The organism is Granulosicoccus antarcticus IMCC3135, assembly GCF_002215215.1.
GTDB lineage: Bacteria > Pseudomonadota > Gammaproteobacteria > Granulosicoccales > Granulosicoccaceae > Granulosicoccus > Granulosicoccus antarcticus.
In genome coordinates, this window is the sequence record NZ_CP018632.1 from 649569 (window position 1) to 671558 (window position 21990).

24 protein-coding genes are annotated in these 21990 nt (G+C 54.1%); 5 read left to right on the plus strand and 19 right to left on the minus strand.

The window, feature by feature from the left end; all coding sequences use genetic code 11:
* Window positions 1-92: 92 nt before the first annotated feature.
* Window positions 93-911, plus strand: a complete 819-nt coding sequence (locus IMCC3135_RS02860) for a histidinol-phosphatase (RefSeq protein ID WP_205737879.1) — start codon at window positions 93-95, stop codon at window positions 909-911.
* 91 nt (window positions 912-1002) lie between these two features.
* Here the strand turns inward: IMCC3135_RS02860 and IMCC3135_RS02865 are convergent, their stop codons facing one another.
* Entirely contained in the window at window positions 1003-1218 is a 216-nt protein-coding gene (locus IMCC3135_RS02865; RefSeq protein ID WP_088916211.1) for a hypothetical protein, read from the minus strand.
* A gap of 163 nt (window positions 1219-1381) precedes the next feature.
* On the minus strand, window positions 1382-1696 hold the full coding sequence (locus tag IMCC3135_RS02870; protein ID WP_088916212.1) for a hypothetical protein: 315 nt from the start codon (window positions 1694-1696) through the stop codon (window positions 1382-1384).
* A 162-nt stretch (window positions 1697-1858) separates the two neighbouring features.
* On the opposite strand from IMCC3135_RS02870, the gene IMCC3135_RS02875 reads away from it, so the two are divergent.
* On the plus strand, window positions 1859-2266 hold the full coding sequence (locus tag IMCC3135_RS02875; RefSeq protein ID WP_088916213.1) for a thiol-disulfide oxidoreductase DCC family protein: 408 nt from the start codon (window positions 1859-1861) through the stop codon (window positions 2264-2266).
* 5 nt (window positions 2267-2271) lie between these two features.
* Here IMCC3135_RS02875 and IMCC3135_RS02880 read toward each other — a convergent pair whose 3' ends face one another.
* The 4 genes from IMCC3135_RS02880 to IMCC3135_RS02895 form a co-directional block, all read right to left on the minus strand.
* Entirely contained in the window at window positions 2272-2412 is a 141-nt protein-coding gene (locus tag IMCC3135_RS02880) for a DUF2256 domain-containing protein (protein WP_088916214.1), read from the minus strand.
* The gene (locus tag IMCC3135_RS02885) at window positions 2412-3533 is read right to left on the minus strand and encodes an FAD-binding domain-containing protein (RefSeq protein WP_088916215.1); all 1122 of its coding nucleotides are present in this window, start codon (window positions 3531-3533) and stop codon (window positions 2412-2414) included. Before IMCC3135_RS02885 ends, IMCC3135_RS02880 begins: the two co-directional genes overlap by 1 nt.
* 2 nt (window positions 3534-3535) lie before the next feature.
* Window positions 3536-4009: a DUF3429 domain-containing protein gene (locus tag IMCC3135_RS02890; protein ID WP_088916216.1), complete on the minus strand. Its 474-nt coding sequence runs from the start codon at window positions 4007-4009 to the stop codon at window positions 3536-3538.
* A gap of 195 nt (window positions 4010-4204) precedes the next feature.
* A complete protein-coding gene (locus tag IMCC3135_RS02895) occupies window positions 4205-4480 on the minus strand; it encodes a hypothetical protein (protein WP_088916217.1) in 276 nt (91 codons plus the stop codon).
* A 174-nt stretch (window positions 4481-4654) separates the two neighbouring features.
* On the opposite strand from IMCC3135_RS02895, the gene IMCC3135_RS02900 reads away from it, so the two are divergent.
* Window positions 4655-6016, plus strand: a complete 1362-nt coding sequence (locus tag IMCC3135_RS02900; protein WP_088916218.1) for an NAD(P)/FAD-dependent oxidoreductase — start codon at window positions 4655-4657, stop codon at window positions 6014-6016.
* A gap of 25 nt (window positions 6017-6041) precedes the next feature.
* On the opposite strand, the gene IMCC3135_RS02905 is transcribed toward IMCC3135_RS02900, so the two are convergent.
* Window positions 6042-7181, minus strand: a complete 1140-nt coding sequence (locus IMCC3135_RS02905; protein WP_205737880.1) for a PQQ-dependent sugar dehydrogenase — start codon at window positions 7179-7181, stop codon at window positions 6042-6044.
* Window positions 7182-7211: 30 nt separating this feature from the next.
* Between IMCC3135_RS02905 and IMCC3135_RS02910 the strand changes: the two genes are divergently transcribed.
* Entirely contained in the window at window positions 7212-7706 is a 495-nt protein-coding gene (locus tag IMCC3135_RS02910) for a hypothetical protein (protein ID WP_088916219.1), read from the plus strand.
* Window positions 7707-7713: 7 nt separating this feature from the next.
* Here IMCC3135_RS02910 and IMCC3135_RS02915 read toward each other — a convergent pair whose 3' ends face one another.
* Genes IMCC3135_RS02915 through IMCC3135_RS02950 form a run of 8 tightly spaced genes read right to left on the minus strand, consistent with a single transcriptional unit; the run spans window position 7714 to window position 15369 of the window.
* On the minus strand, window positions 7714-9189 hold the full coding sequence (locus tag IMCC3135_RS02915) for an aldo/keto reductase (RefSeq protein WP_088916220.1): 1476 nt from the start codon (window positions 9187-9189) through the stop codon (window positions 7714-7716).
* Window positions 9190-9212: 23 nt separating this feature from the next.
* On the minus strand, window positions 9213-10490 hold the full coding sequence (locus tag IMCC3135_RS02920) for an ABC transporter substrate-binding protein (protein ID WP_205737881.1): 1278 nt from the start codon (window positions 10488-10490) through the stop codon (window positions 9213-9215).
* Window positions 10487-11500 carry a branched-chain amino acid ABC transporter permease gene (locus IMCC3135_RS02925; protein ID WP_088916221.1) on the minus strand — a complete coding sequence of 338 codons (1014 nt, stop codon included), beginning with the start codon at window positions 11498-11500 and terminating at the stop codon, window positions 10487-10489. Before IMCC3135_RS02925 ends, IMCC3135_RS02920 begins: the two co-directional genes overlap by 4 nt.
* Window positions 11497-12408: a branched-chain amino acid ABC transporter permease gene (locus IMCC3135_RS02930; RefSeq protein WP_088916222.1), complete on the minus strand. Its 912-nt coding sequence runs from the start codon at window positions 12406-12408 to the stop codon at window positions 11497-11499. Before IMCC3135_RS02930 ends, IMCC3135_RS02925 begins: the two co-directional genes overlap by 4 nt.
* Window positions 12389-13144, minus strand: a complete 756-nt coding sequence (locus IMCC3135_RS02935) for an ABC transporter ATP-binding protein (RefSeq protein ID WP_088916223.1) — start codon at window positions 13142-13144, stop codon at window positions 12389-12391. The genes IMCC3135_RS02930 and IMCC3135_RS02935 overlap by 20 nt, the downstream gene beginning before the upstream one ends.
* Entirely contained in the window at window positions 13144-13938 is a 795-nt protein-coding gene (locus tag IMCC3135_RS02940; RefSeq protein WP_088916224.1) for an ABC transporter ATP-binding protein, read from the minus strand. Before IMCC3135_RS02940 ends, IMCC3135_RS02935 begins: the two co-directional genes overlap by 1 nt.
* Entirely contained in the window at window positions 13935-14987 is a 1053-nt protein-coding gene (locus IMCC3135_RS02945; RefSeq protein WP_088916225.1) for an aldo/keto reductase, read from the minus strand. Before IMCC3135_RS02945 ends, IMCC3135_RS02940 begins: the two co-directional genes overlap by 4 nt.
* 7 nt (window positions 14988-14994) lie before the next feature.
* Window positions 14995-15369, minus strand: coding sequence for a TIGR04076 family protein (locus IMCC3135_RS02950; protein ID WP_088916226.1), 375 nt, complete (start codon window positions 15367-15369; stop codon window positions 14995-14997).
* A gap of 4 nt (window positions 15370-15373) precedes the next feature.
* Between IMCC3135_RS02950 and IMCC3135_RS35190 the strand changes: the two genes are divergently transcribed.
* Window positions 15374-15499, plus strand: coding sequence for a hypothetical protein (locus IMCC3135_RS35190; protein ID WP_257790401.1), 126 nt, complete (start codon window positions 15374-15376; stop codon window positions 15497-15499).
* Window positions 15500-15563: 64 nt separating this feature from the next.
* On the opposite strand, the gene IMCC3135_RS02955 is transcribed toward IMCC3135_RS35190, so the two are convergent.
* The 4 genes from IMCC3135_RS02955 to IMCC3135_RS02970 form a co-directional block, all read right to left on the minus strand.
* Window positions 15564-17855: an IS4 family transposase gene (locus IMCC3135_RS02955; protein WP_088916227.1), complete on the minus strand. Its 2292-nt coding sequence runs from the start codon at window positions 17853-17855 to the stop codon at window positions 15564-15566.
* A 386-nt stretch (window positions 17856-18241) separates the two neighbouring features.
* Window positions 18242-19843 carry a sulfotransferase gene (locus IMCC3135_RS02960; RefSeq protein ID WP_088916228.1) on the minus strand — a complete coding sequence of 534 codons (1602 nt, stop codon included), beginning with the start codon at window positions 19841-19843 and terminating at the stop codon, window positions 18242-18244.
* Complete coding sequence (locus tag IMCC3135_RS34645; protein ID WP_088916229.1) at window positions 19843-20214, minus strand: hypothetical protein; 372 nt, start codon at window positions 20212-20214, stop codon at window positions 19843-19845. Before IMCC3135_RS34645 ends, IMCC3135_RS02960 begins: the two co-directional genes overlap by 1 nt.
* Entirely contained in the window at window positions 20211-21596 is a 1386-nt protein-coding gene (locus IMCC3135_RS02970; protein WP_088916230.1) for an arylsulfotransferase family protein, read from the minus strand. The genes IMCC3135_RS34645 and IMCC3135_RS02970 overlap by 4 nt, the downstream gene beginning before the upstream one ends.
* Window positions 21597-21990: the final 394 nt, after the last annotated feature.

Sequence of the window (21990 nt, forward strand, 5' to 3'; positions counted from 1 at the left end):
CTTTCAGATTCTGTGCTGAGAGGCCAAAAGGCTCAGGTGGCCAGGACAACCTCATAGCCCTGATTCTGCTCCTATTACGGGATGCGCCTGACATGCAATTGTGCGAATATGCAGGAATGATGAAAATCCAGAAGAACTACCACACGCATACTCATCGCTGCAAACATGCCTCTCAGGATGTGTCGCACTACTGTGCCGCAGCCGTTGAGCAAGGCTTGAGCGTGTTGGGCATTTCAGATCACACCGCGCTGCCTGATAATCGCTGGCCACACATCCGGATGGATATCGGTGAGCTGCCTGATTATATCCGTGCGGTGGACGAGGCCATCAAAAGCTATCCCGAGCTGACGATCCTCAAAGGGGCTGAGTGTGAATATGCCGATGAATATCACGAATTCTTTGAAGACACTTTGCTGGGTGAACATCGCTTCGACTACCTTATCGGCGCTGCTCACTTCTTCCCGATGGAGGGCGAATGGCTAGGCTCATATGGAGGCACTGACAGCAAGGCCTCATTGCAAAGCTATGCGAAGTACTTCATCAAGTCGATGGAATCAGGGCTATTCGCTTTCATGGCTCATCCCGATCTATTCGGCAACAGCTATCTGACATGGGATGAAAATACGATTCATGCCTCTCGGGACATGCTGACTGCAGCGGCCGAGTTGCAGGTTCCGCTGGAAATCAACGGCTATGGTCTGCGCAAACCAAAGATTGACACGCCTTCTGGACGCCGCTGCATGTACCCCTGGTTACCGTTCTGGGAGCTGGCTAGCGAATACGATATTCGGGTCATCGTCAATTCCGATGCTCATCGACCTGAAGATGTCAGCAGCAATCTGCAAGAGGCGGCAGAGCTTGGAATCCGCTGTGGATTGAAGTTTGCCGACCTTGGGTATCTTGAGTCGTGAGGGAATCGCTGGGCGAATAGAAACTGTCGCCCGATTGTTTGACTATCTGGCCACTGCATGAGAGATTACCAGACGATCTGCTACAGCCTGCCTATGCCAGCCCTTCCAGTTGCTGTTTTTGCTCACGAACTATTTTCATGACGTTGCCTGCGCCACCCGCCAGATCCTGCAATGTCAGAAAAGGCGCTAGAGTGAACTTCCAGTTTGATGGCAGATTGTCCACAGGGTCGAGCCCGTGCGAAATACGCGCATTATTGACTTCCTGCAGTTTGGGATGCTTATCGCTGGTTGCAGTTGCATTGTTCATTTATAAAACTCCGTTTATTTCACGATTTTGATTGTTGAGTTTGAATCTGTGTGGGCGCTGTTACCAGCAACAACGCCTGACCAGTATCTCGGCATATGGCTGCTTGTATTGAATAGCAATATCATTTCCGAGCTTCATTTTGCGGTTCAGTGTGATTAGTGAACTAGATCATCATGTCTACCAATTGCCCGGAACGCTGACCCCCTCCAGACATATCAACGCCATTGCTTTCTAGCTCGCTATCAACAAAGGAGCGAATCTCTTCGAAGCTGGCACCTGAACTTTCAAGCTCCACCACGCCTGCGAGTACTGAATCCTTTGCATCATCCGTTAGCGAGCCGCCCAATTTCTGCATCGCGGAGGCGGCGTCAGGAAGTTCACCTTGTATGCCTCTTTCGGGAGGTGGGGCAGGCAGAGAGACTGCTTGAGCCTGGGATATGGTTGCCGACATGATGTCGGGTGAGGTACTCATGTTCATAAGCGGACTCCGTTGCTTCAGGTTACATGGGTTCAGGTTTCTTAACGGCTGCCGCGATGGCCACCTTGAACGCTGATCTTCGAATCTGTTAGGTGTACGCTCTGACTGGAACTCAGATCTGGATATCGTGAGCCATCCAGTCAAATCATGCGTAAAGGATGTATGAGAAACACAACACTATCAGCTCCGCTCGATTACGACACTCGATGCGATCTGACCGTCTACTACGACGGCGGCTGCCCTCTGTGCCGTCGTGAAATTGCTACCTACCAATCACTATCCGGTGCTGAACGTCTGAACTGGGAAGACGTAGCGCAGGCTGATGAGCGGGTTGCACCGGATCTGATGCGTTCCGATGCACTGGCTCGTATGCATGTACGTACCGCGGATGGCAAGCTTGTTCATGGGGCTCATGCCTTCGCCCTGATGTGGCAGGTTTTGCCTAAAACACGCTGGTTGGGGCGCCTGGCTGCTACACGTCCGGCCTTGTGGGTGCTGGAACCGGCGTATCGTGCATTCCTGAAGCTGCGGCCACTGTGGCGCAAGCAAGGCAGTGTTGTCTCGGATTGAGGCGCTCAAGTACGCGATTTACGTCGACAACGTTCTGAGCAGTACACGATACTTGGCCACAATCCGCGTGAAGCCCATTTTTTCCGGTTCTCGAAGCGTAGCTTGCAGACTGGGCAGATCTTGCTTTCGCGAGGTGGCGATGCCATCAGAGACCAGCGCTTCCCTTGACCTGTTTCCAGAATTTTGAAAAGCTCGGGAACGCCTCAGCAGGCAGAGGGTAGAGCCAGTTGCGTGGCTCTACGGTACCGGGCCAGCTATCACAAGCGGGGTACTCCAATCGTACGACCTCACTCCCACTGAGGTGATGATGGAGAGCTTCGATGCTGCCGTGCACTAGTATCGCACCGCAACGTTGCGCCCAGTGCTCTATCAACTGCCAACGCTGTGCGGCCATGGGCCAGCGTGTGTTGAGTTCGGCATCCACGAACACGATATGCTGATTGATATCGGTTCGCCAGCGAGGGTCAAGATTCCAGATTGAGTGCAAGGCCAGTGGCGCGTCGTGCTCCAGTGTCAGTTCATCCAGAGGGATGCCGGGCAGGCTCGATTCCAGATTCGGTGCCTGGCGCAGCTGCAGTGCCTCGGGTAGTGCCAGTGTCGGCAGTTCCTCATAGCTGACATCCAGCCAGCTGCCTTGCTGCTCAGTGCCGGCAAATCGGTTCAGGTTCTCCTGATTGGCGATGTATTGCTTGTCACTGAAACTACCTGCCACCCACTGCCAGCTGAGTGTATTGCTGGCAAGGTCGCCGTCGAGCAGGTGATAGTGCAACCAGCGCGCAGGCTCCAGCCAGTGTGTGTGTGCAAGATTACAGGCAATGGCGGCAACCCACATGCGGGCGTGGTTGTGTAGGGTGCCTTCATATAGAAGATGTTGCACAGTGGTATCAATAGCTTCGATCCCAGTGGCGCCGTTTAGCAAGGCTGTTGGCGCATGGTTGTGCTGTACACCGGGTTGCGCGTGACGCATGTCTGTGAAGATTGCATCGCCTTCAAGCTGCCAGTTACGATGGAAATACTCGCGCCAGGCCAATTCGAACAGCAGGCGGTAGCAGCTCTTGGCAGGGTGCTTCGCAAGTACAGCCTGTGCAACATCGCTGGTAGAGATCACGCCGTGTGTCAGGAAGGGGCCACACCAGGTAGTAGCGCCGTCCAGATAGTTGCGTGTACGGTCATATTCATGCGGGTCGATATCGGCCAGACGTGCAAGCACCTCATTGATCTCAACGAGAAAGTGATCAAGTCCCGGGGCGGTGATGACGGCGCTCATGGTTAGCCCGAAATCAACACGATAAAAGCGACCAGCAGCGAGGCCATAGCACCAGATGTCAGCATCAATCGCAGACGTGCGAACCAGTCGGGTAATTCATGACGCCTCGCGGCTGCTCGATCCTGCGCGTACTGAAGCGCAAATCCTGCTGTCAGTAGTAGTAGCGTGCTGCGTGTTTCGAGTAATAGAGCAAGCCAGGCAATCAGGCTGGGAAGAATACTCAGTGTCAAGGGTGCCCATTGTTCGAGCCGTGCCTCGTCATCGAGCAGCTTTCCCCATCGCACTCCGCCCAGAAAACTCAAAATGACGGCGCCATAAGCGCCGAGCGCATGTACCAGAAAATCACTGGAGAACATGGCTGGTAGCTGCGTGAATTGAACCAGGCACACAATCAGTGCGGTTGTAAAAAAGGGCAGAAGGCCGCCCAGCCCTAAGATCAGGGCTGGTCGCGGTATGGTTGCAGAGTGCCTATTCATGACGATGTTCCAGCTCCTGTAAGGGATTGATGGGGCTGGTAGGCTTATTCGTCAGCTGATGCGAAAGGGATCAGTTATTCGCCTGTCAATAAGCGAGATGATTGTGACATCAGCAGTGATGCAGGCCTCGTTCTCATGCAAATTTCAATGCCGGCTCAGCCGCTGGATTTGCTCCAGAGGCCGGGCGTATTGCTTTTAACTTCTGCGAATTCGCACCACTTTCATGCTCTCGAATTCCATCCCCGCAATCTCCTCTACCTGTGGGTAGTAGGTGAGGTTGACCGGTCCGCCTTCCAGGCTGCGGTTCATCTCCTTGCGGTTATATTTGAACGGTACGCTGTAGCCTTCCAGCATCAATGTATTGATGATCCATTCACCTCTTTCACGTTGTACGTGGCTGACTACTTTTACCGAGTCCAGTTGGTTAAGCAGGCCATGTTTCAACAAGAGCTTGTCAGGGTCAGATTTCACGGTTAGATTTTTCTCCTGCAATGTCCAAGCGGGTTAGTGTAAAACATTGAGGTACCCGTTGCCTGTTATGCAGCAACCAGGTCCTTGCCGTCGGCTATGCTCGAATCAGGGGCACATAAAGGCTAGCGTGGCAAGTGATTCGCATCGTTTATCGTAATTACAAGGAGTTGGAACTTGTCATCTCACTCTGCAGCTCCTATCAGTGCCTCTACTGCCATACAATTTTCAGACCCCATACCTGCTGAAGTTGATGTCGTTGTCATTGGCGGCGGTGTGATCGGAATCTTGACCGCGCTTTATCTCAACCGTCTGGGGCTCAGTGCCTATGTAGTAGAAAAAGGGCGCGTTGCCGGGGAGCAGTCATCGCGTAACTGGGGCTGGATTCGCCAGCTGGGTCGTGACGAGGCAGAGCTGCCTGTGATGATGGAGTCTTCAAGGCTCTGGCAGCAGCTGGATGCCGATACCGGCAAGCGCACAGGCTTTCGCCGTTCCGGCATTCTTTATCTTGCCAGCACTCAAAAAGAACTGGATAAGCAGGAAAAGTGGCTCGAGATTGGCAAGCGCCATCAGCTTGATGTGACCTTACTCGATGCCGCGTCTGTGGCGACTCGGGTGGGTACAGGATCTGGTGGTCGACGCTGGGCGGGCGGATTGTGGTCACCCGGCGATGGGCGTGCAGAGCCCTGGCTCGCCGTGCCTGCGATTGCCAGGCTAGCGCAGAGCGAGGGTGTCGGCATCCGCGAATCGTCGGCGGCTCGAACGATAGAAATGGCCGCTGGCAAGGTGAGCGGTGTTCACACCGAGCACGGATTCATCGCCGCATCACAGGTGATTGTTGCCGGAGGTGCCTGGTCATCGTTGTTGCTTAAAAATCTTGGTATTTCAATCCCGCAATTGACAGTGCGTTCGACGGTGGCACAGACCGCTCCGATGGCTGAGGTTTTTGCCGGTAGTGCACATGATGAAGAGCTGGCTTTTCGACGTAGAGAGGATGGTGGCTATACGATTACCAGCCTGGATGGCCATGATTTGCTGATCGGGCCTGATGCTTTTCGGCATCTACCCCGTTGGCTGTCGGTGGCCATGAAGTCTCTGGGGGATACCCGGTTCAGGCCGTATGCCCCCAAACACTATCCTGACGCCTGGGGAACAGCGCGACAGTGGTCACCGAATGAGCAGACACCTTTTGAGCGTTGTCGGGTGCTTGAGCCCGTACCCGATCAGCGCTGTATAGAAAGGGCGCGGCAGGGGTTTGCGCTACGGTTCCCAGAACTGGGTGCACCGCACATTCTGAATGCCTGGGCTGGCATGATCGACGCCATGCCGGATGTGGTTCCCGTGGTTGATCGGGTGCCGAGCTGTGAAGGTTTGATTGTCGCCACCGGGATGAGCGGCCATGGTTTTGGTATTGGCCCGGGTTTTGGCAAGGCGATTGCCAATCTGGCCGCAGGTCATGAAACCGGGCATGATTTGACGCGTTTCAGATTCTCGCGATTTACCGATGGTAGTCGGCTCGTGCCTGGGCCATCGTTGTGAGCCAACCGCTCAGTCCGGCAATCGGCTAAGGGTTGGGCGTGACGTGAAGCACCTTGCCCTCGGAAGAGTCGGTAAGAATGTACAAAGTGCCATCAGAGGCCACCCGAATATCACGCAGGCGTTTGCCCAATTCTGTGAGCAGGCTTTGCTGGGTCAGAGACTGGTCCTCGTTGATATGAACTCGGCGAACTTCTCGGGCTTTCAATGCGGCGACCAGCCAGTCACCTTGCAAGGCAGGGAAGGCGTCTCCGTGCCCGATAGCCATGCCTGCGGGGGCGATGGACGGGGTCCAGTGCAGCAAGGGTTGTTCTGTGCCGGGGTAGTGGGTAAACGGTGAAATGGCTGCACCTGAGTAGTCGTCACCGTAGGTGGCAATAGGCCAGCCGTAGTTGAGACCTGGTTCCATGCGATTGACTTCATCGCCACCGGCAGGACCGTGTTCGTGTGACAGAACCTTACCTGTGTCGGGGTGCACCACAATGGCCTGGGGGTTGCGATGCCCATAGCTCCATATTTCAGGCAACACCTTGACATCATCAACGAACGGATTGTCCGCGGGCACGCTGCCGTCATCATTGAGCCGCACGAAGGTACCCAGATGGCTATCGTTACGCTGAGCCTGTTCGCGATAATCGAAGCCGTCCCCGATAGCCAGCAGCAGGGTCTTGTCAGGTAGAAAAGCCATGCGACCACCGAAGTGCACCGGTGTATCTCTAAAGGGGGTGGCGGTAAACAGCACGGTGACATCTACGAGTGAGTTGTCCACCAGCCTGGCCCTGGCAAGTCGTGTGGCATTGGCATCGTCAGTACCGTAGGCATAGCTGAGGTAGAGCCAGCCATTCGTTTCAAAGTCCGGATGCAGAACCACATCAAAAAGCCCGCCCTGGCTTTTTGCAAAAACAGCAGGCACTCCGGTGACGGGTGCGGATACTTTGCCTTTATCAACGATTCGCAGTTGCCCAGCGCGTTCGGTGACCAGCAATCTGCCATCGGGTAAAAACGCAAGCGACCAGGGATGGTCCAGAGAGTCGGCTACTACCGTGATGGTATAGTCGTTAGGCGTTAGCGGCTCGTAGGCGGCGACCGATTGTGTGTGGCCGGCGAGCAGCATGACAAGCGCTGCGCTCAGGTGCGGCCGGCGGCGCAGCAATGGACGAATCATCATTGGCATTGAATCTGTATTGGCCCTGTAGCGATGCGAACAAATCTACTCAAGCTCTGCATCTCGTTTGCCCTGTCGGTGGTGGTGACGTATACGCTTGCCAGTGTTGCACACAGCCAGCAGGTGTTGGCGGGTCTTCTGAACCTGGACGTACGTATCTCGCTGACTGATCGTATCGTCATGGTCGCTGGCGACTGGCTTGGGTTGTATCTTTATCTGCTTGTGATTGCGATCGGGTTACTGATTGCGTTCACTGTCATGGCCTTGCTCAGGCGGTTTGTGTCAGTACCCGGAACACTGCTCTATACCGTGGGTGGCACGCTGGCTATGCTGGTCATCCTCATCTCCATGCGAGAACTGGGATCATTGACGCCTATTGCCGGTGCACGCGGAGCATTGGGCCTGTCCCTGCAGTGTCTGGCCGGAGCCATTGGCGGGGCTGTGTTTGGCGCAAGCCTTGGCCAGTCGCCCAGAGAGCCGCGAGCGGCAAGTTCAAATGTGACCTTGCCGCTCAGAGACCTGCTTTAATTTTTGCCTATCCAGAGATGAGGGCTTCGGCTTCGATTTCCACGCGATATTCCCCAACCAGTCTGCTGACTTCGATCAATGTGTTGGCCGGCAGACATTCATCGAAGTACCGTCCATGCACGCGTGACACCGTTTCCCAGTCGTCGGCATCGGTCAGGTAGATTCGTGTGCGGATGACATCGTTCAACGTGGCTCCCAGTGAGGCGAGACTGGCAGAAATCTTGTCGAGTATATAGGTTGTCTGAGCGCGTAAATCATCATGCCCGATGACCCGGTCGCTCTGGTGGGTGGCGGTAGTGCCGCTGACCAGAACACGATTGCCATCTCGCACCGCGCGGCTGTACCCACAGATGGGCTCGAATTCGCTGCCGCTGGAAATACGCCACCGGTCTTTGCGACCAGCCACGGCCTGTTTTTCGAACACCGGTGGCAGTGCGTCCAGATGGTCGCTCAAGTCGCCAGAGGCCGTCAGGAACGGCGGGCGACGATACTCGGTGCCGCAATCTCCGCGAATGGGGGTCAGCCGTTGTGTTGCTGACTGGATGCGTGCGAGATCGTCTTCCGTTAGTTCCAGGCTCAACAGGTTCTTGTTATCCTGGCGGTGCTGGCTGTCGGTGAGTCGGGCTCCCACGATGGTGCCGGTAACAGCCGCTTGTTGCATGACCCAGCGTGTGGCCACATTCGAAATCGATACATCGTGTTCCTTGGCGACGGTTGCCAGGGTTTGCAGTATTTTCTGATAGACCTGCCAGCCGCCAACCGCATGAATGAAGCGCTGATATTTCATTTTGCTCCAGTCGGGCACATCGGTAGGTTCGCTGGTATTGAGCCAGCGATCACCCAGAAAGCCACCGGCCAGGGTGCCGTATGCCAGCAGCCTGACACCGCTGCTCAGGCACAGCTCGCTCATATCGCCCAGGGCACGCTGATCAAGTACCGAAAGACAAACCTGATTGGTCGCTATTTCATGTCCGCAACTCAGCAGTACGGATAGATGATCGGTATCAAAATTGGTCAGGCCCAGCTGTCCGATCCAGCCTTCCTGCTTCAACTCCATCAGGTAGTCCATGACATCGATATAGCCGGGGTGATCAAAACTCCACCAGTGCAGCTGTAGTAGATCGATAGTCTCGACACCGAGGCGTTCACGGCGTTCCTGAATACCAGCGCGAACAGCCTCGCGCGTGCACTGATGCGGTTGTGGACACCATTTGGTAAACAGCTTCAAGTCGGTCGCCTGGTTGGATGCCAGCAGACGCGCCCTTGCACGTCCGGCAATCAATTCGGCGCTACCGTAATGATCGGCCATGTCAAAGCAGGGATATCCCGCCTGTACATAGCCGATCAGTTCTTCAGCGGCCTTGTCACAATCCAGCTCTTGACCTCCGCGCTCCAGATCGGCTACCTGCCAAAGGCCGGTAATGAGCGGTGTATTCTGCAAACCGAGAGTCTGCAGTGCATTTTTATTGGCTTGATCAGTCATGAGTGGATTGCTGTTGGTGTGTCTTATTTCGTAAGTTCTGCAATGAAGGCATTCACCTCATCGAGTGCGAAGTAGCTCTCTTCCTCAACGCCTGTCTCGCTGAACTTCCAGGCAACCGCAGGTGCGGACACATCACCATTGGCATCAAAGACCACGGCGCCGGTTGCACCTTGGTAGGAGACGTTTTTACCTTCGCCGAGTAATTCTCGAGCCTGCGCAAGTCCGGCTACATCAGGAAAGATAGGTGTTCCGGCAGGGTCTGTCACTCGTGGCACGCTGGCAGCAATGGCTGCACCGGTGAGTTCCGGAGCTGCATCCATGGCCAGCAGGGAAATCATGACCGCATCATAACTGTTGGGCAGGCCCGGGCCATTAGGTTCTGAATCAAACTTTGCCTTGTACATTTCTGTGAAAGTGTCGGCAGAGTCGGTGCGCGGCGGTGCTGTGTCATGGCCCACCAGTTTGGTCAGATACTGCATGCCAACACCATCGCGGAACTCATCGGATTTCAGGGAGTTGGCAGCAACGAATTCTTGCGTGCCACCCAGAGAGAGCCACTCGCGCACCAGTGAAATACCTTCTGCCGGGTAGAGCGCCATGTAAAGCGCCTCGGGCTTGGTCTTCAAAACTGAGGTCACTTCGGCACGGTAGGAGGCTTGCGCATCGTTGATGGCTGCAGAGGTGGTGACTTCAATGCCCAGCGTTTCCAGATCGGCGGCGACCAGTTTCCCCAGGTCTTGTCCCCAGTCATCGTTCTTGTAGAAAATACCAACGCTTTTATAGCCACGTTCTTGTATCAGTCTGGCCGCTACTGCTGCCTGATTACGTGTAGTCGCAAAGGTACGAAACCACAATCCCTTGGTTTTGCCTTCTTTGGCAACATCGGTAAACGCGGTGGAAGAAGAGCAGCAAGACATTTGCATGACGCCTGAAGGCGCGGTAACCGATGTCAGAATAGGCATGGAGACACCGCTTGATACGGCACCTATCAAGACAGGAACCTTGTCAAGATCAACCATGGCTTTCGCTGCATCGACACCGATTTTCGGATCGGCCTGACTATCACGCAGCACCATTTCGATGTCGCAGCCTTTGACGCCACCGGATTCATTGTAGAGCTCTACCGCAAACTGGGCTGTTTCTGCAATGGGTCGTCCCCAGTCAACCGATGTTGGTAGCACTGCGCCTATTTTTGTCGTGCAATCAGCAGCCTGGGCTGGTGAGAGTGGTGCGAATGAAGATAGACCGACAAGTGCCAGACTAAGCTTGAACAGAGGGATGTTTGCGGGTGTGATTTTCACTTGGCCTCCTGGGCGTGGGGTTTTCCTGAGTCTTCATTGCTGTGCCAGTCGACCGGGTCGGTTGCTGGTTTTGAATAGTGTCGTGTGCCGAGCTTTTCCGGCAATAGTCCTCGCGGACGCCACAGCAGTGTCAATACGATAATAGATCCGATAAGAATGTACTGAATGGAGCCGGTATATAGTTGCAGGTGAGTGGGTGCTACAGCCGTTAGTAGCCAGCCACTGCCAACCCAGCCTCCCCAGACGACAAGGGTGCCCAGCAAGGCGCCACGGTTGTTGCCACTGCCGCCGACGATCAACATGGCCCAGATCTGAAAGGTGAGGATAGGGGCCAGATCCTGTGGGCTGATGAAGGCATAGAAGGTGGCATAGAGTGCCCCCGACAGACCCATGATCATGGAGCCGATGACAAAGGCTGTCAGCCGAATTACCGGTGGTGATTTGCCTAGTGAGCGTGCAGCGCGCTCATTTTCTCGAACCGCTCGCAGCAATCTGCCGAACGGTGAGCGCACCAGTGTTTCGAGAAACACATAGACAATGATCAGGCAAATGACGACAAAGGCGAGAAACAGCAAGTTGTATTGCAAGGCGCCGTCGACCAGGGACTCGAAAGGCCTTTCAAAGCCACGTAGTCCGGTTGCACCACCGGTGAGGTAGCTTGCGTTCCTGACAACGGATTCCATGGCAATGGCAACTCCAAAGGTTGCGATCGCCAGATAGTCATGGCGCAGGCGAGTGGTGGCCAATCCCACCAGTACGGCCAGTATTCCTGACAGGGCGATGCCGCCTGATAATGCTACTGGATAGGGCAATCCGAAACCGCCCAGACCGTCGATTCTTTCCGGTCCTCCCAGTAGCATCATTCCGTAGGCCCCTGCACCGAAAAAAGCGACGATGCCACCGTTGAACAAACCGGTAAATCCCCACTGCAGATTGAGCCCCAGCACCGTGATGGCCAGGATCAGAGCGATGGTCAGAAAAAACGCCAGATAGGAAATAATGCCAATCACCGTTCTTCTCCGAACAGACCATTGGGTCTGAGATAGAGCACCAGCAATATGATGAGAAACGGTACCGCAGGTTTGTATCCGGTGGGAATGATCAGCAGCGCCATGCTGGAGGCCAATCCGACAATCAGTCCTCCCAGTGCAGCACCGTAGATACTGCCGATGCCACCGACAATGGCGGCGGCAAACAGCGAGAGCACCAGGTCGCGGCCCATGACGGGACTGAGTTGATTATTGAGGGCATAGCAGACGCCGGCAATAGCTGCCAGTGCTCCACCGAGCATCCATGCGAGTCGGACCATGGCGGCCAGATTGATGCCGTTGACCTGAGCCAGTACCGGATTCTCCGAGATAGCCGTGAGTGCAAAACCTACGGAGGTTCTGGAAATGAACAAATGCAGCGACACCATGACCAGTAGCGTCAATGCAAGTATGAACAGCTGATCGGCCTTGACCAGTAACAGAGGATCGCTGCTGAGCATCATGGCAAAGGCGATATCGCCATTGTAGTGAGTGGATTTCAGACCGTAGACAAGGCCGATGGCGTTGCGAATGATCAGGCTGATGCCAAAGGATGCAAAGACCATCGTCAGTGGGCCGGCTTGTTCGCGCAGTCGTTTAAAGACCAGGCGATCGATGATGGCTGCGATAACACCGGTAATCAACAAGGCACAGAGCATCGCGATTATCAGTGACACGCTCACGCTGAGCATGGGCAGTTTGCTGCTCAGAGAATTGGACAAGGCATTGAACACGGAATCCAGGGTCAGCGTGAAATAGGCGCCCATGGAGATCAGCTCGGCGTGTGAGAAATTCGCAAACCGCAGAATGTGCATGACCAGCGTCAGACCGATCGCACCGAGCGACAGAATCGAACCCACCAGGATTCCATCAAACAGACTTTGTAGCATGTGCCTCCACGCGGCGTACGCCCATATAGATTTCACCAAGAACAGGATCGTTCATCAGACTGCTTGCCTCGCCTTCGTACTGATTGCGCCCCTCGGCCAGAACATAGGCCCGGTCGGAGACCGTTAGGGCGGCTTTTACATTCTGTTCAACCATCAGAATCGCCACGTGTGAACGGGCAATGCCGGGAAGCATGCCGAGTACTTCCTGGGCCGCCTTGGGAGAAAGCCCAGCACTGGGCTCATCGAGCAGGAGTAATGTGGGGGAGGAGACCAGCGCCATGGCGACCGCCAGGAATTGGCGCTGACCACCTGACAGGGATCCTGCGCGAGCATTGAATTTTTCGGCTAGAACCGGGAACAGTTCCAGCATCGATTCAATTGCTTGCCGCGGGTTTGCATTGCAGCGACGTGCTGCCAGGCGCAGGTTCTGCTGCACGCTCATGGTGCGAAAGATGTTGTCCAGCTGAGGAACCAGCGCCACGCCCGATTGAGACAGTTTGTCAGGGCGGATACCTGTAATAAGTCGGTTGTCAAAGCTTACCGAGCCGGATTCGACACGCAACAGACCGGCAATGGCTTTGAGCAGTGTTGATTTGCCCGCCCCATTAGGACCGATGATGGAGACGATTTCTCCATGCTGCATGCTGAGGTTGATGTCCGAAATAATCGGCATGCCTTTCACATAACCTGCAGTCAGCTGCTGGACTTGCAGTCCGTTCTCAGATTCTGCAGCCATCAGGCAGGCACCATGTCCATATCGCCCAGATAGCTCTCCAGCAGCTCCTCGCAGTTCATGGCCTCGTCGGCGGTGCCTGTGAATATGACTCGACCGCTGGCCATGGCGATAATGGGTTGGCAGTGCCGCATGATCAGATCCATATTGTGTTCAATAATAAGAAAGCTCATCCCCTGGTCGTTGAGGGCGTGAATTCTTTCCATTAGAATGTGTGTCAATGCAGGGTTGACCCCCGCCGCTGGTTCGTCCAGCATGATCAGTTCGGGCTTGCCCATGAGAACGCGTGCCAGTTCCAGTAATTTTTGCTGACCACCAGAGAGGTTTCTGGCCGCCAGCATAGCTACCTTTGAGAGCGTCGTGAATTCCAGAATTTCGTGAGCGCGCTGCAGATGTTCACTTTCCTGTTTGCGAATAGCACCGGGCCTGAAGATGGGAGCCCAGAAGGTCTCACCCAGTTGTCCCGGGGCTGCAAGCATGAGATTGTCCAGCACGCTCATTTCAGGAAAGGGCTGCGGAATCTGAAATGTGCGAGCCAGTCCTTCGCGATAGACCTGGTCAGCCGTCAATGTCTGCAGTGGCTTTGAATTGAACAGGATGCTGCCCTGGTCGCAACGCGCCTCTCCCACAATGGTTTCGAACAAGGTTGATTTGCCGGCGCCATTGGGTCCGATCAGTCCGGTGATAGAGCCGCGTTCTATCGTTAACGAGACATCGTCTACCGCCGTAAGATCACCATAGTGTTTGCTCAGATTACGTACATCCAGCAGCACATCGCTTGAGGCCGAGGGCTTCATTTCGGTGTGTTGAGGTTGTATTTCATGATGCGACCGTGTGGCCCGTTACGATCACTCTCCAGCTCGTAAACGGATCCCCTGGGGCCCTTTGCTTGCGCTGTCACAGCTTCAATGGCCGCAAGGTTGGCAGCCGTCAGTGAGACTTCGAAGCTTGCCAGGGTCTCGTCAATATTGTCAGCGGTACGCGCCCCGATAATGGTGGCCGCGACTTGCGGTTGAGCCATCATGTAGCTGGTGGCAACGGCCGAGAGCGGTACATTATGTTCCTTGCCAATGCTGTCCAGCACTTGTAACAGGGACTGAAACAGATCCCAGCCGCCAAAATCTTCGATGATCAGACGGTATTTGATCAACGATCGGTTCTCGAAACTGAATCCCGGGTCTGGTTGTCCTAACCAGCGTGCGGTTAGAAATCCGCCTGCCAGTACGCCATAACACAGGATCTGTATGTTCGCATTCTCGCACCAGTGGCTGAAATCACCTGCTGGGCGTTTATCGAGCAATGAGTACTGGACCTGAGCAGAAACCATGTCGAAGTCATCGTCGACGAACGGCTGCATGGCAGATTCGTTCCAGTTGGTACAGCCCAGGTGGCGAATCTTGCCCTTGGCCTTGAGTTTTTTGAGCACATCCAGACTAGCCAGTGGATCACCGAGAGACAGATCCCACCAGAAGAACTGCACGAGGTGCAACTGATCCAGGTTCAGTCTCTTGAGTGATCGGTCAATGATGGCTTCGATGTCTTCGTGGCGAATACTGGTCAGCTTGTCAAGATCAGGAACCAGCTTGGTGTGGACCTGAATAAGCTCTTCGACTGGACCGGACTCACGTTGGCGCAGTTCCTTGACCGCGTCGCCAATCATGGCTTCCACACCGGTGTAGATATCGGCACAGTCGAAGGTGGTAATGCCACGATCGACGAAAGTGAGCATGTCATCAACCGCTTTCTGACGATCAAACGTGCCATGTCCGCCAGCCAGTTGCCAGCCGCCTTTGATGACACGGCTGATGTTGTAGCCGGGTCGAAGCTCAGTGCGAGAGATGCTCATGAATCGATTAATTGTCAGAAGTGGATGTTGCCCAATAAGGCGTACCACGTTTATCGGGCAGACCACTGGTTTGAGCGTGAGTGAAACGGCGTTTGTCCGTGCGGGTTATACGAAATTGGCCGCCACAGTGGGGATCGGGGCAGGCGATGCAGGCGTCTGTTGTCATCCAGTCGTGTTCATCGGTGGCGCGTTGTTTTGCCGGTAGCAACGGCAACAAGGCGGCCAGAGGGTAGAGCGGAAATTTGCCATCGGGGCCAAAAATCAGGTTCTCGCCGTGCATCAGAAAATATTGCCCCGGCTGATGATCGCAAACCATGGGTCTTTCGGTAGCGATAACCTCAACCTTGAGATCGTACAGCCAGAATTCCTTGGAGTCGCTCATGGGCATGGCAAAGTTGAAGGATGAACACGGAATGGGAGACTTGTCTCAGGCAATCTACCACGAACAATGTAATGCTCGCGAGTCGCGTCTTTTCAACTTCTGGGGAGGGGGGCCAATGGCATTCACTTAACAAAATAAGCCATTCACTTAATAAAACGGTTTTCGGCGGCCAGTGCTTTTCCCTGTTTTTTGCTTTAAGCCGTAATCGGTGTCTTTGCTGCGGCGAGTTTTGCTGGTTTTGGTGCTTTCCACTTGCCCACAGGCTTTCTTGAGCATCGCGCGTACGATCTGTTGGGGCGTAACTTCTGCCGGCACGTGCTAATGCTAGCGATAATGGTGTTCACGGTCTTGTTCAGCAGGTTGGTTTGTTGAAGTAACAAAGCTTCGATATGTCTAGCCACCGTCATGAGGCAGTTTTTGAAGTTCGCTTTAATGGCGTGCTTTTCACTTTCGCCTTGCTCGCTTTTTGATTGAAAGCCATCCTCACTGTGATTGGCAAATAATCGAGCGAGAGTGATGAGGTTAAAATGTGCAAAGAGTTCCTGCTTGACGCCTCGCTCGCTTTGAGCATGAAAGTCTTCGACTTTCATCAGCTGTTTGGATATTTTGTACAACTCTTCGACACCCCAGCGCGAGTGATAGACCGCTGACAGTTGCTCAATGCTGTATTTTTTCTGATCCCATAATGTGGTGCCCAGAATGTAGCTTGTTCCGCCAGCATCGTATTTCACTAACCGCAGCGCGAGTGCTGGGTAATCCGGCTGTGGGTCGTGCGCAGGTATGGATGTGCGCTTTGACTGGCTAGGAAAAATCTGGACGACGGCATCGATGTCATCGCTGTTGGCAAATGCTTCAACCACGCGACAGGCGGTTGTCTTGAGTCGAAAGATAGGGTGTATGTGACGTTTGTCATGCTCGTGCAGCATGTCATACGAGTAATATCCACGATCATAGACCACCACATCGGTTTCAGAGAGTGAGTTCAGGTGGCTGATCGCCATTTTGCGCTCATCGCGATGACTGGCCAAGTCAAAATCGATGGGAATTTTCGTTTTTAGCTCATAGAGGCAGCTCACAGTACCTTGTGGATAATGGGCATTGTCCGAGGGCGTTTTGTAGCCTGCGCGAATCAACTGCCGAGGTAAGTTCAATTTTGATCCATCAACAGCCATTAGACGATGGCCTTGCCATAGTTTTTTGGGGTCGGGTTTGGCTTGTTGAAGTATTTGAACCTGGAGTAACTTGAACACCTCTTCATCTAATTTGGCGCGAGCATTACAAAAAGCTGATGCTGCGACCGGCGTGGGTTGAGGAAGGTCTATGCCCAGAGTGCGGCACTGCTCCCAAAGCTCAGCGGTGGTGATGGCATAGCCTTGTTTGTTCGTTGAAAAAACCAGCCGGAAGATGAAGAGCATGATCAACAGTGAGTTCAACACGCGTTGACGCTTTTGCCATTGCCGATCGAAATCATGAGCAACGTGAATCACGGTGCCAATGATGTTTTGCCACAGCTGAACAAAGGGATCAGTTGGGCCCAGTGGTCTGGGCGTATGGCCTGTATTTCTAGAGTGTGCTTTACCTTTTTTGCGGACAAGCTCAGGGCCATTGATCAGTATGGGTTTGGGGTTCCGGGTCAGTGCAAAAACATAGACATCTTTCGCAGATTTACCCGGTGTGCTTTTAGTGGCAGATTGGCCTTTGGTCTGACCCAGGCATTGCCAATTGGCCGCGCGGTAGCAGGTGGCTTTGAATCTTGTCGGATCAATGAATGTCTCGACCAGCACGGGACGCGTGTGGTAGTTCGCCAGCCAATCATCGCTCAATTGTTTGCAGGCCATGGATAACGACTTTGAGGCCAGGCATTTCACTTTTACCCACGGGAAGATCAGGAATCGATTGTTATTGACTAGCAAATCCAGGTGTTTTTTGTATTTCTGTTCCTGCCAGCCAATCCATTGATCACGACAAGGTAGCGACTTGACGGCATAGCAGAACATCAGGCAGCCTAACTTTCGTCCTTGCGCATCGACAATGAAATAGCGCAAATGCGGCCCAATAGGTCGCCTGTAGCCCAGGTAATGATGCCTGTCGACTAGCTCGTTCCACAGCCCGATGTCGTGCTTGTCTGCGGCCAATTGAACCGTAATTGCCAGCTGGTCCAACGGCTCGTCGATGAGAGGTTGTTGCTCTGAGCGAGAAGTCGGTTTGATCTGCTTCTGCAGGCCTGGTCTCTTGGTCTCATCGATTGCTGGCAAGGACACAATGCCCAGTTTTTCCAGCGACTCCAGCGTGCTCAGGCAGGACTGAATCTTGTGCTTGCCCGCCGGTGTACACCAGCCTAGATGTTCGCTAATCGTATGAGCCAATTCCCGTCGGCTTAGTGCTGGAAAAGCGCGACAGGTTTCCTGGATGGTGCAGATTTGCTTGCGGGTAAATCGCTTGCCTGCAAAGGTGGTTGAGCTGAGGTTCTCTATGAGTGGATCCATGGCCCTTTCGACTGAAGTTGACGCACAGATAGTGTGTCAACTGTCGTGAAGCGAGTCAAGAGTTTTTTGAGGGACATCTCGGAAGTGTAGAATGTTCATACTAATCAGCCTGTTACAAAACTGCCCGTGACGGGGAAATTAGTTTGCTCCAAAATGAATGCCATTGGGAGGGGGGCTGTAGTTTGAGGACGCACGCTCGCACACAGCAGAGCTATGAGCTTGGGTGCGGATTGCTCATAGGGGCGTCGAGGCAGGGGAGGAAATTACACTTCCGATCTGTATTCCGGGAGTTTTGTTCTGCAGTAGAGGCGTCCGTGTTGGTGCTCTGCCCAGCAACCTTGCCGTGCCCTATGCTCCGGATCGAATTAGTGATTGTATATTTCAGACTAAGTGTTGTGAACAAAGCCCGTCTCTTGCAGGCGTGGCGAGTCACTCTTCTGGTACCCGGTGTAGCCCTGCGCGACAGAGCGTGCCGATAGCTGGCTGTAGATCGCCTCTGCCTCCAAGGCCAGATTGGTCGATAGATCTGACAAAGGTTCGGCAAGGCTACCTGGAGCACGCAGGCGTTTTGCTGCTGCCATCAGAGTCGTTGTCGCCACCTCATTGAGTTCCAGGTTTTTTGCCAGCTGACCCAAATCGGCGGAGCCGTTCTGCAGCAGTGATTCATAGCCAATGAACTGCGTACCTTCTGGTGCATGCTCTAGCACGTGGCGATAGGCATCAACCCAGTACTGTAGCCAGAACAAACGCTGTGTCGGATCGAGACTATTTTTTTCACTGAAGTGGATAGGACGAAAATTGGCTCCAAAGTCGTGATGACCAATCCAGCGCATGTAGTTGCGGGCAAACGCATCATTCTTGTGTATCTCAAGGAAACGCAAATGCTGGGTGTGCAGAGAGGCAACGTGAGTGGTGGGGTGTCGATAGCAGAGCAGCAGGTCTGCGTCACTGAACACCGAGCGAATGGCATCAAGACGGGACAGGTTTGCATTGTTCTTCGACAGGTAGCGCGATGACGAATTCAAGTGCTGCGTGTCGGAGTCTGAGGCGCTGGGCGTGGATGGATGTGCACCCTGCACGTTGAGCTCTTTCAGACAAACAAGCTTGCGCGCAAGATTGACGAAAGCGTCCGGCATGTTGGCGTCCAGGTCGGTAGGCATCAGTGTTCGCATACCACCGTCGTCAAACATCGACTTGCCCTGGTAACTCACCCAGAGCACTTCTTCAAAAGCTTCCGGGCTGTCGTAGGAAATAAGCATGCCATCGCCGTGTGCACGTTCCTGCCCCTCTCCCTGTTTACGTGAGCCTGAGCTCAGACGATTCCAGAGCAAGGGGTTGAGCACGAATGGCATTTGCCGGTAAGTGAAGCTGGCGAACTGGTCTGTGTCGTAGAGCAATTCCAGCAACAAGGTGGTACCTGCTCGTGGCAGGCCAGTGACGAACACCGGTCGCCTAACCTCAACATCAGTCAGATGTTTCTTGAAAAGATCATTTTCAACATCGCCGAGGATTTTCTGCAAGCCCGGATGAATGAAGGCAATCCGGTGCAACAGACGATCAAGGCTGGAATACTGGCTGGTACTGGAGTGTGAACTGGCAGGTTCGCCGACTGGCTTGAAGCGGGTATACAAAGCGACGCTGACAACCGCTGCGATCAGACCCTGCCAGGATGCCAGTAAATCACTGAGGCCGCCCGGGGATAGAGTGAACAGAGACTGGGCCATGGCAGCTACTGCCACGCAGGTCAGCAATACGCCGGCAAGTTTGGCAGTGAAGGTGAAGGTATCCTTCAGCACTTGCAGACTCATGCGTCTGACTGATACTTCTTTTTCTTCGTCCGATAGCGTCGTCGAACGAATTACTTTGATCGCCGCTGGAGCCACGTTGAACACTTTCTGGATATCGCTGATCACATTCAGACGAACAAACAGCTCGTAGAACAGGATTCCTATCAGACCGAACAGGGCAACAACGGCGAGCAGATTCATTACACCTGAGTTTCGGTTCGGTTAGTGGTGCCAGCTTCAGTCGTCTCGTTGAGTGCGACTGTATTGTTGGTGTCTTGCTTGTCCGGATGGGCTTGTGATGGGTTTTCTGCTTGTGTCTGGGGCATGTCAGGATGAGCTGTCTGTTCGGCGATCGTGGCGGCGGCCTGACTGGTAGCTGGATTCGACCCCGTTTTCTTTTTGTTGAAAGCGCGTTTTAGTGGATACCAGAAGAGCCCGAAGAGCGCGAGCACGATGGCGGCAAGCACGCCGAAGATGGTGCCAATTACACCCATACCCAGACCCGGACCCACGTAGGCCATGGCAGGTGCCGAGAACAGAATGAGTAGTGCGACGAGTGAGAGTTGTTTCATGAGGGTTGTCCGTTGTTGCAGGCAAAGTCGGCCGGCGCTATGTCGAAGTAGTCTTCTGGTAACCAGAGATAATCTGAGATGAAGGCGTTGTGCCCTTCATTGAAAATATTGTTGATTTCCAACAGGAGTCTGCCGTTCTTGTCGAACTCCATGGCACGCCCCTCGTAGGGCACCGTTATTTGCAGGGTGCCGTCCTGCAGATACTCATGCTTGCCCATGTACTGGCTGTAGAAACGAAAGTCGGGATCGATCTCTACGGTGCGAACTTGGCGAGTTTGCGGATCCATGGCGATGATGCTCGATTCGCCTCGATAGCCATTGTTGTTGTACACAGAGATTTCTCCATTGGCCGTGAAATCAGGATCATGCTGCTGGATCCAGGGGCCATGGCTCCACCATTTGATCTGGCGAGTATCCGGGGCCAGTACTGCCACCATGTTGATGTTGCGAAAGCTGAGTAACAGGTCACCGGCTTCGAACTGGGGAAAGGCATCGGCCATTTCTGGCCGCAGCACTTCCAGATCATTCGGATGGAACCGGTCGTAGACCACATGCCGCCCCTTGTAGTGTTCGAATCCTTTGCCGGGTACGATGGTGAAGATGGTGCGATTCTCAGAGGAGGTGTCGATGATGTCGTCGATCAGGCTGATCTCCTCGATCGTTTCACCGGTTTCAGGGTCGAAGCGGGTGAGGAACTGGTATTGATCGAATGCCGTTACTTCGCCATGCCAGGTCCAGAGACCGCCGCGTGGGTCGGCTGCGAAAGAATGATGAAAGGAACCCTTGCGTGACCACATCGGTTCACCGCAGGTGTCGTAACGAGTCATGACGTCACCCTTGTCACTGTTGACGATGACCGATCCATCTTTCATGACATGGAAGGCATGGGGCGCTTCTGAACCACCAGAGGGACCATCCGGATCCTGAACGTCGTAGTTCAGCAGACGCTCATGAACCTTTGCGCCGCTGCTGTCGAAGATCCACATACCAAACTCGCCCGATTTGGGTTCGTAGCCGAGCACTGCGCGGTAGCCAGCAAGCAGTGCGTCCGGATGGTGGGCGGTCCAGGTTTCCCGCGAAGCATTCTCCGGTGCTTTTCCAACCGCGTTCTCGGGGGCAAAGCCACCGACATCCCAGGCTTCCAGTAGTACTGACTTGGCACGTGTGATCGGCTTGTAGGGCCAGTATTTCTGGTTTGCGAAGTGCACGCCAATACCAAAGATGACAGCGACGCCCAGGAACCTCAGGGAAAATTGAGATACCTTGCGGGCAATGGCTTCGCCACGGGGTTCCACCATCGCATTATTTGCCTGGCTTGAAGCCGTTGACTCTATAGGCGCTGTGTTTTCGCCTCGTTCTGTGTCGGATTGCTTGTCACACATCAGTCTGATTGGTCGCTTGTCGTCTGCGATGTACCGCCGGTGGCGGGATGCAGATTCCGGATGAACATGGCACTGGAATCTGCCTCTGATCGATCAGGTAGAAGTCATGATCGTACGACCTTGAATCGTCGCACACTGATGACATTTCTTTTATGTATCTTTTGACACGTGAGTGGAAAAAAGCGCACCGAATGCCTTTCTTAACTATATGTCATGAAGCATTGGTGATTCTGCTGCCAGGCAGGCACGAGTAACTATCCAAGGGAGGTGCAATGACAATGAATACGACCAGATAATCAAGGCTGACACACAGCACACAGGTACGTCCAGGCGCGCAAAAACAAGAGGGCAATGTGTCTATCCACAGTCACCCAAACCGCGCAGGGACTCGAAT

Coding starts and splice junctions, on each gene's coding strand:
- IMCC3135_RS02860 (WP_205737879.1), top strand. CDS start 93: ATGCAATTGTGCGAATATGCAGGAATGATGAAAATCCAGAAGAACTAC.
- IMCC3135_RS02865 (WP_088916211.1), bottom strand. CDS start 1,218: ATGAACAATGCAACTGCAACCAGCGATAAGCATCCCAAACTGCAGGAA.
- IMCC3135_RS02870 (WP_088916212.1), bottom strand. CDS start 1,696: ATGAACATGAGTACCTCACCCGACATCATGTCGGCAACCATATCCCAG.
- IMCC3135_RS02875 (WP_088916213.1), top strand. CDS start 1,859: ATGAGAAACACAACACTATCAGCTCCGCTCGATTACGACACTCGATGC.
- IMCC3135_RS02880 (WP_088916214.1), bottom strand. CDS start 2,412: ATGGCATCGCCACCTCGCGAAAGCAAGATCTGCCCAGTCTGCAAGCTA.
- IMCC3135_RS02885 (WP_088916215.1), bottom strand. CDS start 3,533: ATGAGCGCCGTCATCACCGCCCCGGGACTTGATCACTTTCTCGTTGAG.
- IMCC3135_RS02890 (WP_088916216.1), bottom strand. CDS start 4,009: ATGAATAGGCACTCTGCAACCATACCGCGACCAGCCCTGATCTTAGGG.
- IMCC3135_RS02905 (WP_205737880.1), bottom strand. CDS start 7,181: ATGATGATTCGTCCATTGCTGCGCCGCCGGCCGCACCTGAGCGCAGCG.
- IMCC3135_RS02910 (WP_088916219.1), top strand. CDS start 7,212: ATGCGAACAAATCTACTCAAGCTCTGCATCTCGTTTGCCCTGTCGGTG.
- IMCC3135_RS02915 (WP_088916220.1), bottom strand. CDS start 9,189: ATGACTGATCAAGCCAATAAAAATGCACTGCAGACTCTCGGTTTGCAG.
- IMCC3135_RS02930 (WP_088916222.1), bottom strand. CDS start 12,408: ATGCTACAAAGTCTGTTTGATGGAATCCTGGTGGGTTCGATTCTGTCG.
- IMCC3135_RS02935 (WP_088916223.1), bottom strand. CDS start 13,144: ATGGCTGCAGAATCTGAGAACGGACTGCAAGTCCAGCAGCTGACTGCA.
- IMCC3135_RS02940 (WP_088916224.1), bottom strand. CDS start 13,938: ATGAAGCCCTCGGCCTCAAGCGATGTGCTGCTGGATGTACGTAATCTG.
- IMCC3135_RS02945 (WP_088916225.1), bottom strand. CDS start 14,987: ATGAGCATCTCTCGCACTGAGCTTCGACCCGGCTACAACATCAGCCGT.
- IMCC3135_RS02950 (WP_088916226.1), bottom strand. CDS start 15,369: ATGAGCGACTCCAAGGAATTCTGGCTGTACGATCTCAAGGTTGAGGTT.
- IMCC3135_RS35190 (WP_257790401.1), top strand. CDS start 15,374: ATGGCAAAGTTGAAGGATGAACACGGAATGGGAGACTTGTCTCAGGCA.
- IMCC3135_RS02955 (WP_088916227.1), bottom strand. CDS start 17,855: ATGGATCCACTCATAGAGAACCTCAGCTCAACCACCTTTGCAGGCAAG.
- IMCC3135_RS02960 (WP_088916228.1), bottom strand. CDS start 19,843: ATGAATCTGCTCGCCGTTGTTGCCCTGTTCGGTCTGATAGGAATCCTG.
- IMCC3135_RS34645 (WP_088916229.1), bottom strand. CDS start 20,214: ATGAAACAACTCTCACTCGTCGCACTACTCATTCTGTTCTCGGCACCT.
- IMCC3135_RS02970 (WP_088916230.1), bottom strand. CDS start 21,596: ATGTGTGACAAGCAATCCGACACAGAACGAGGCGAAAACACAGCGCCT.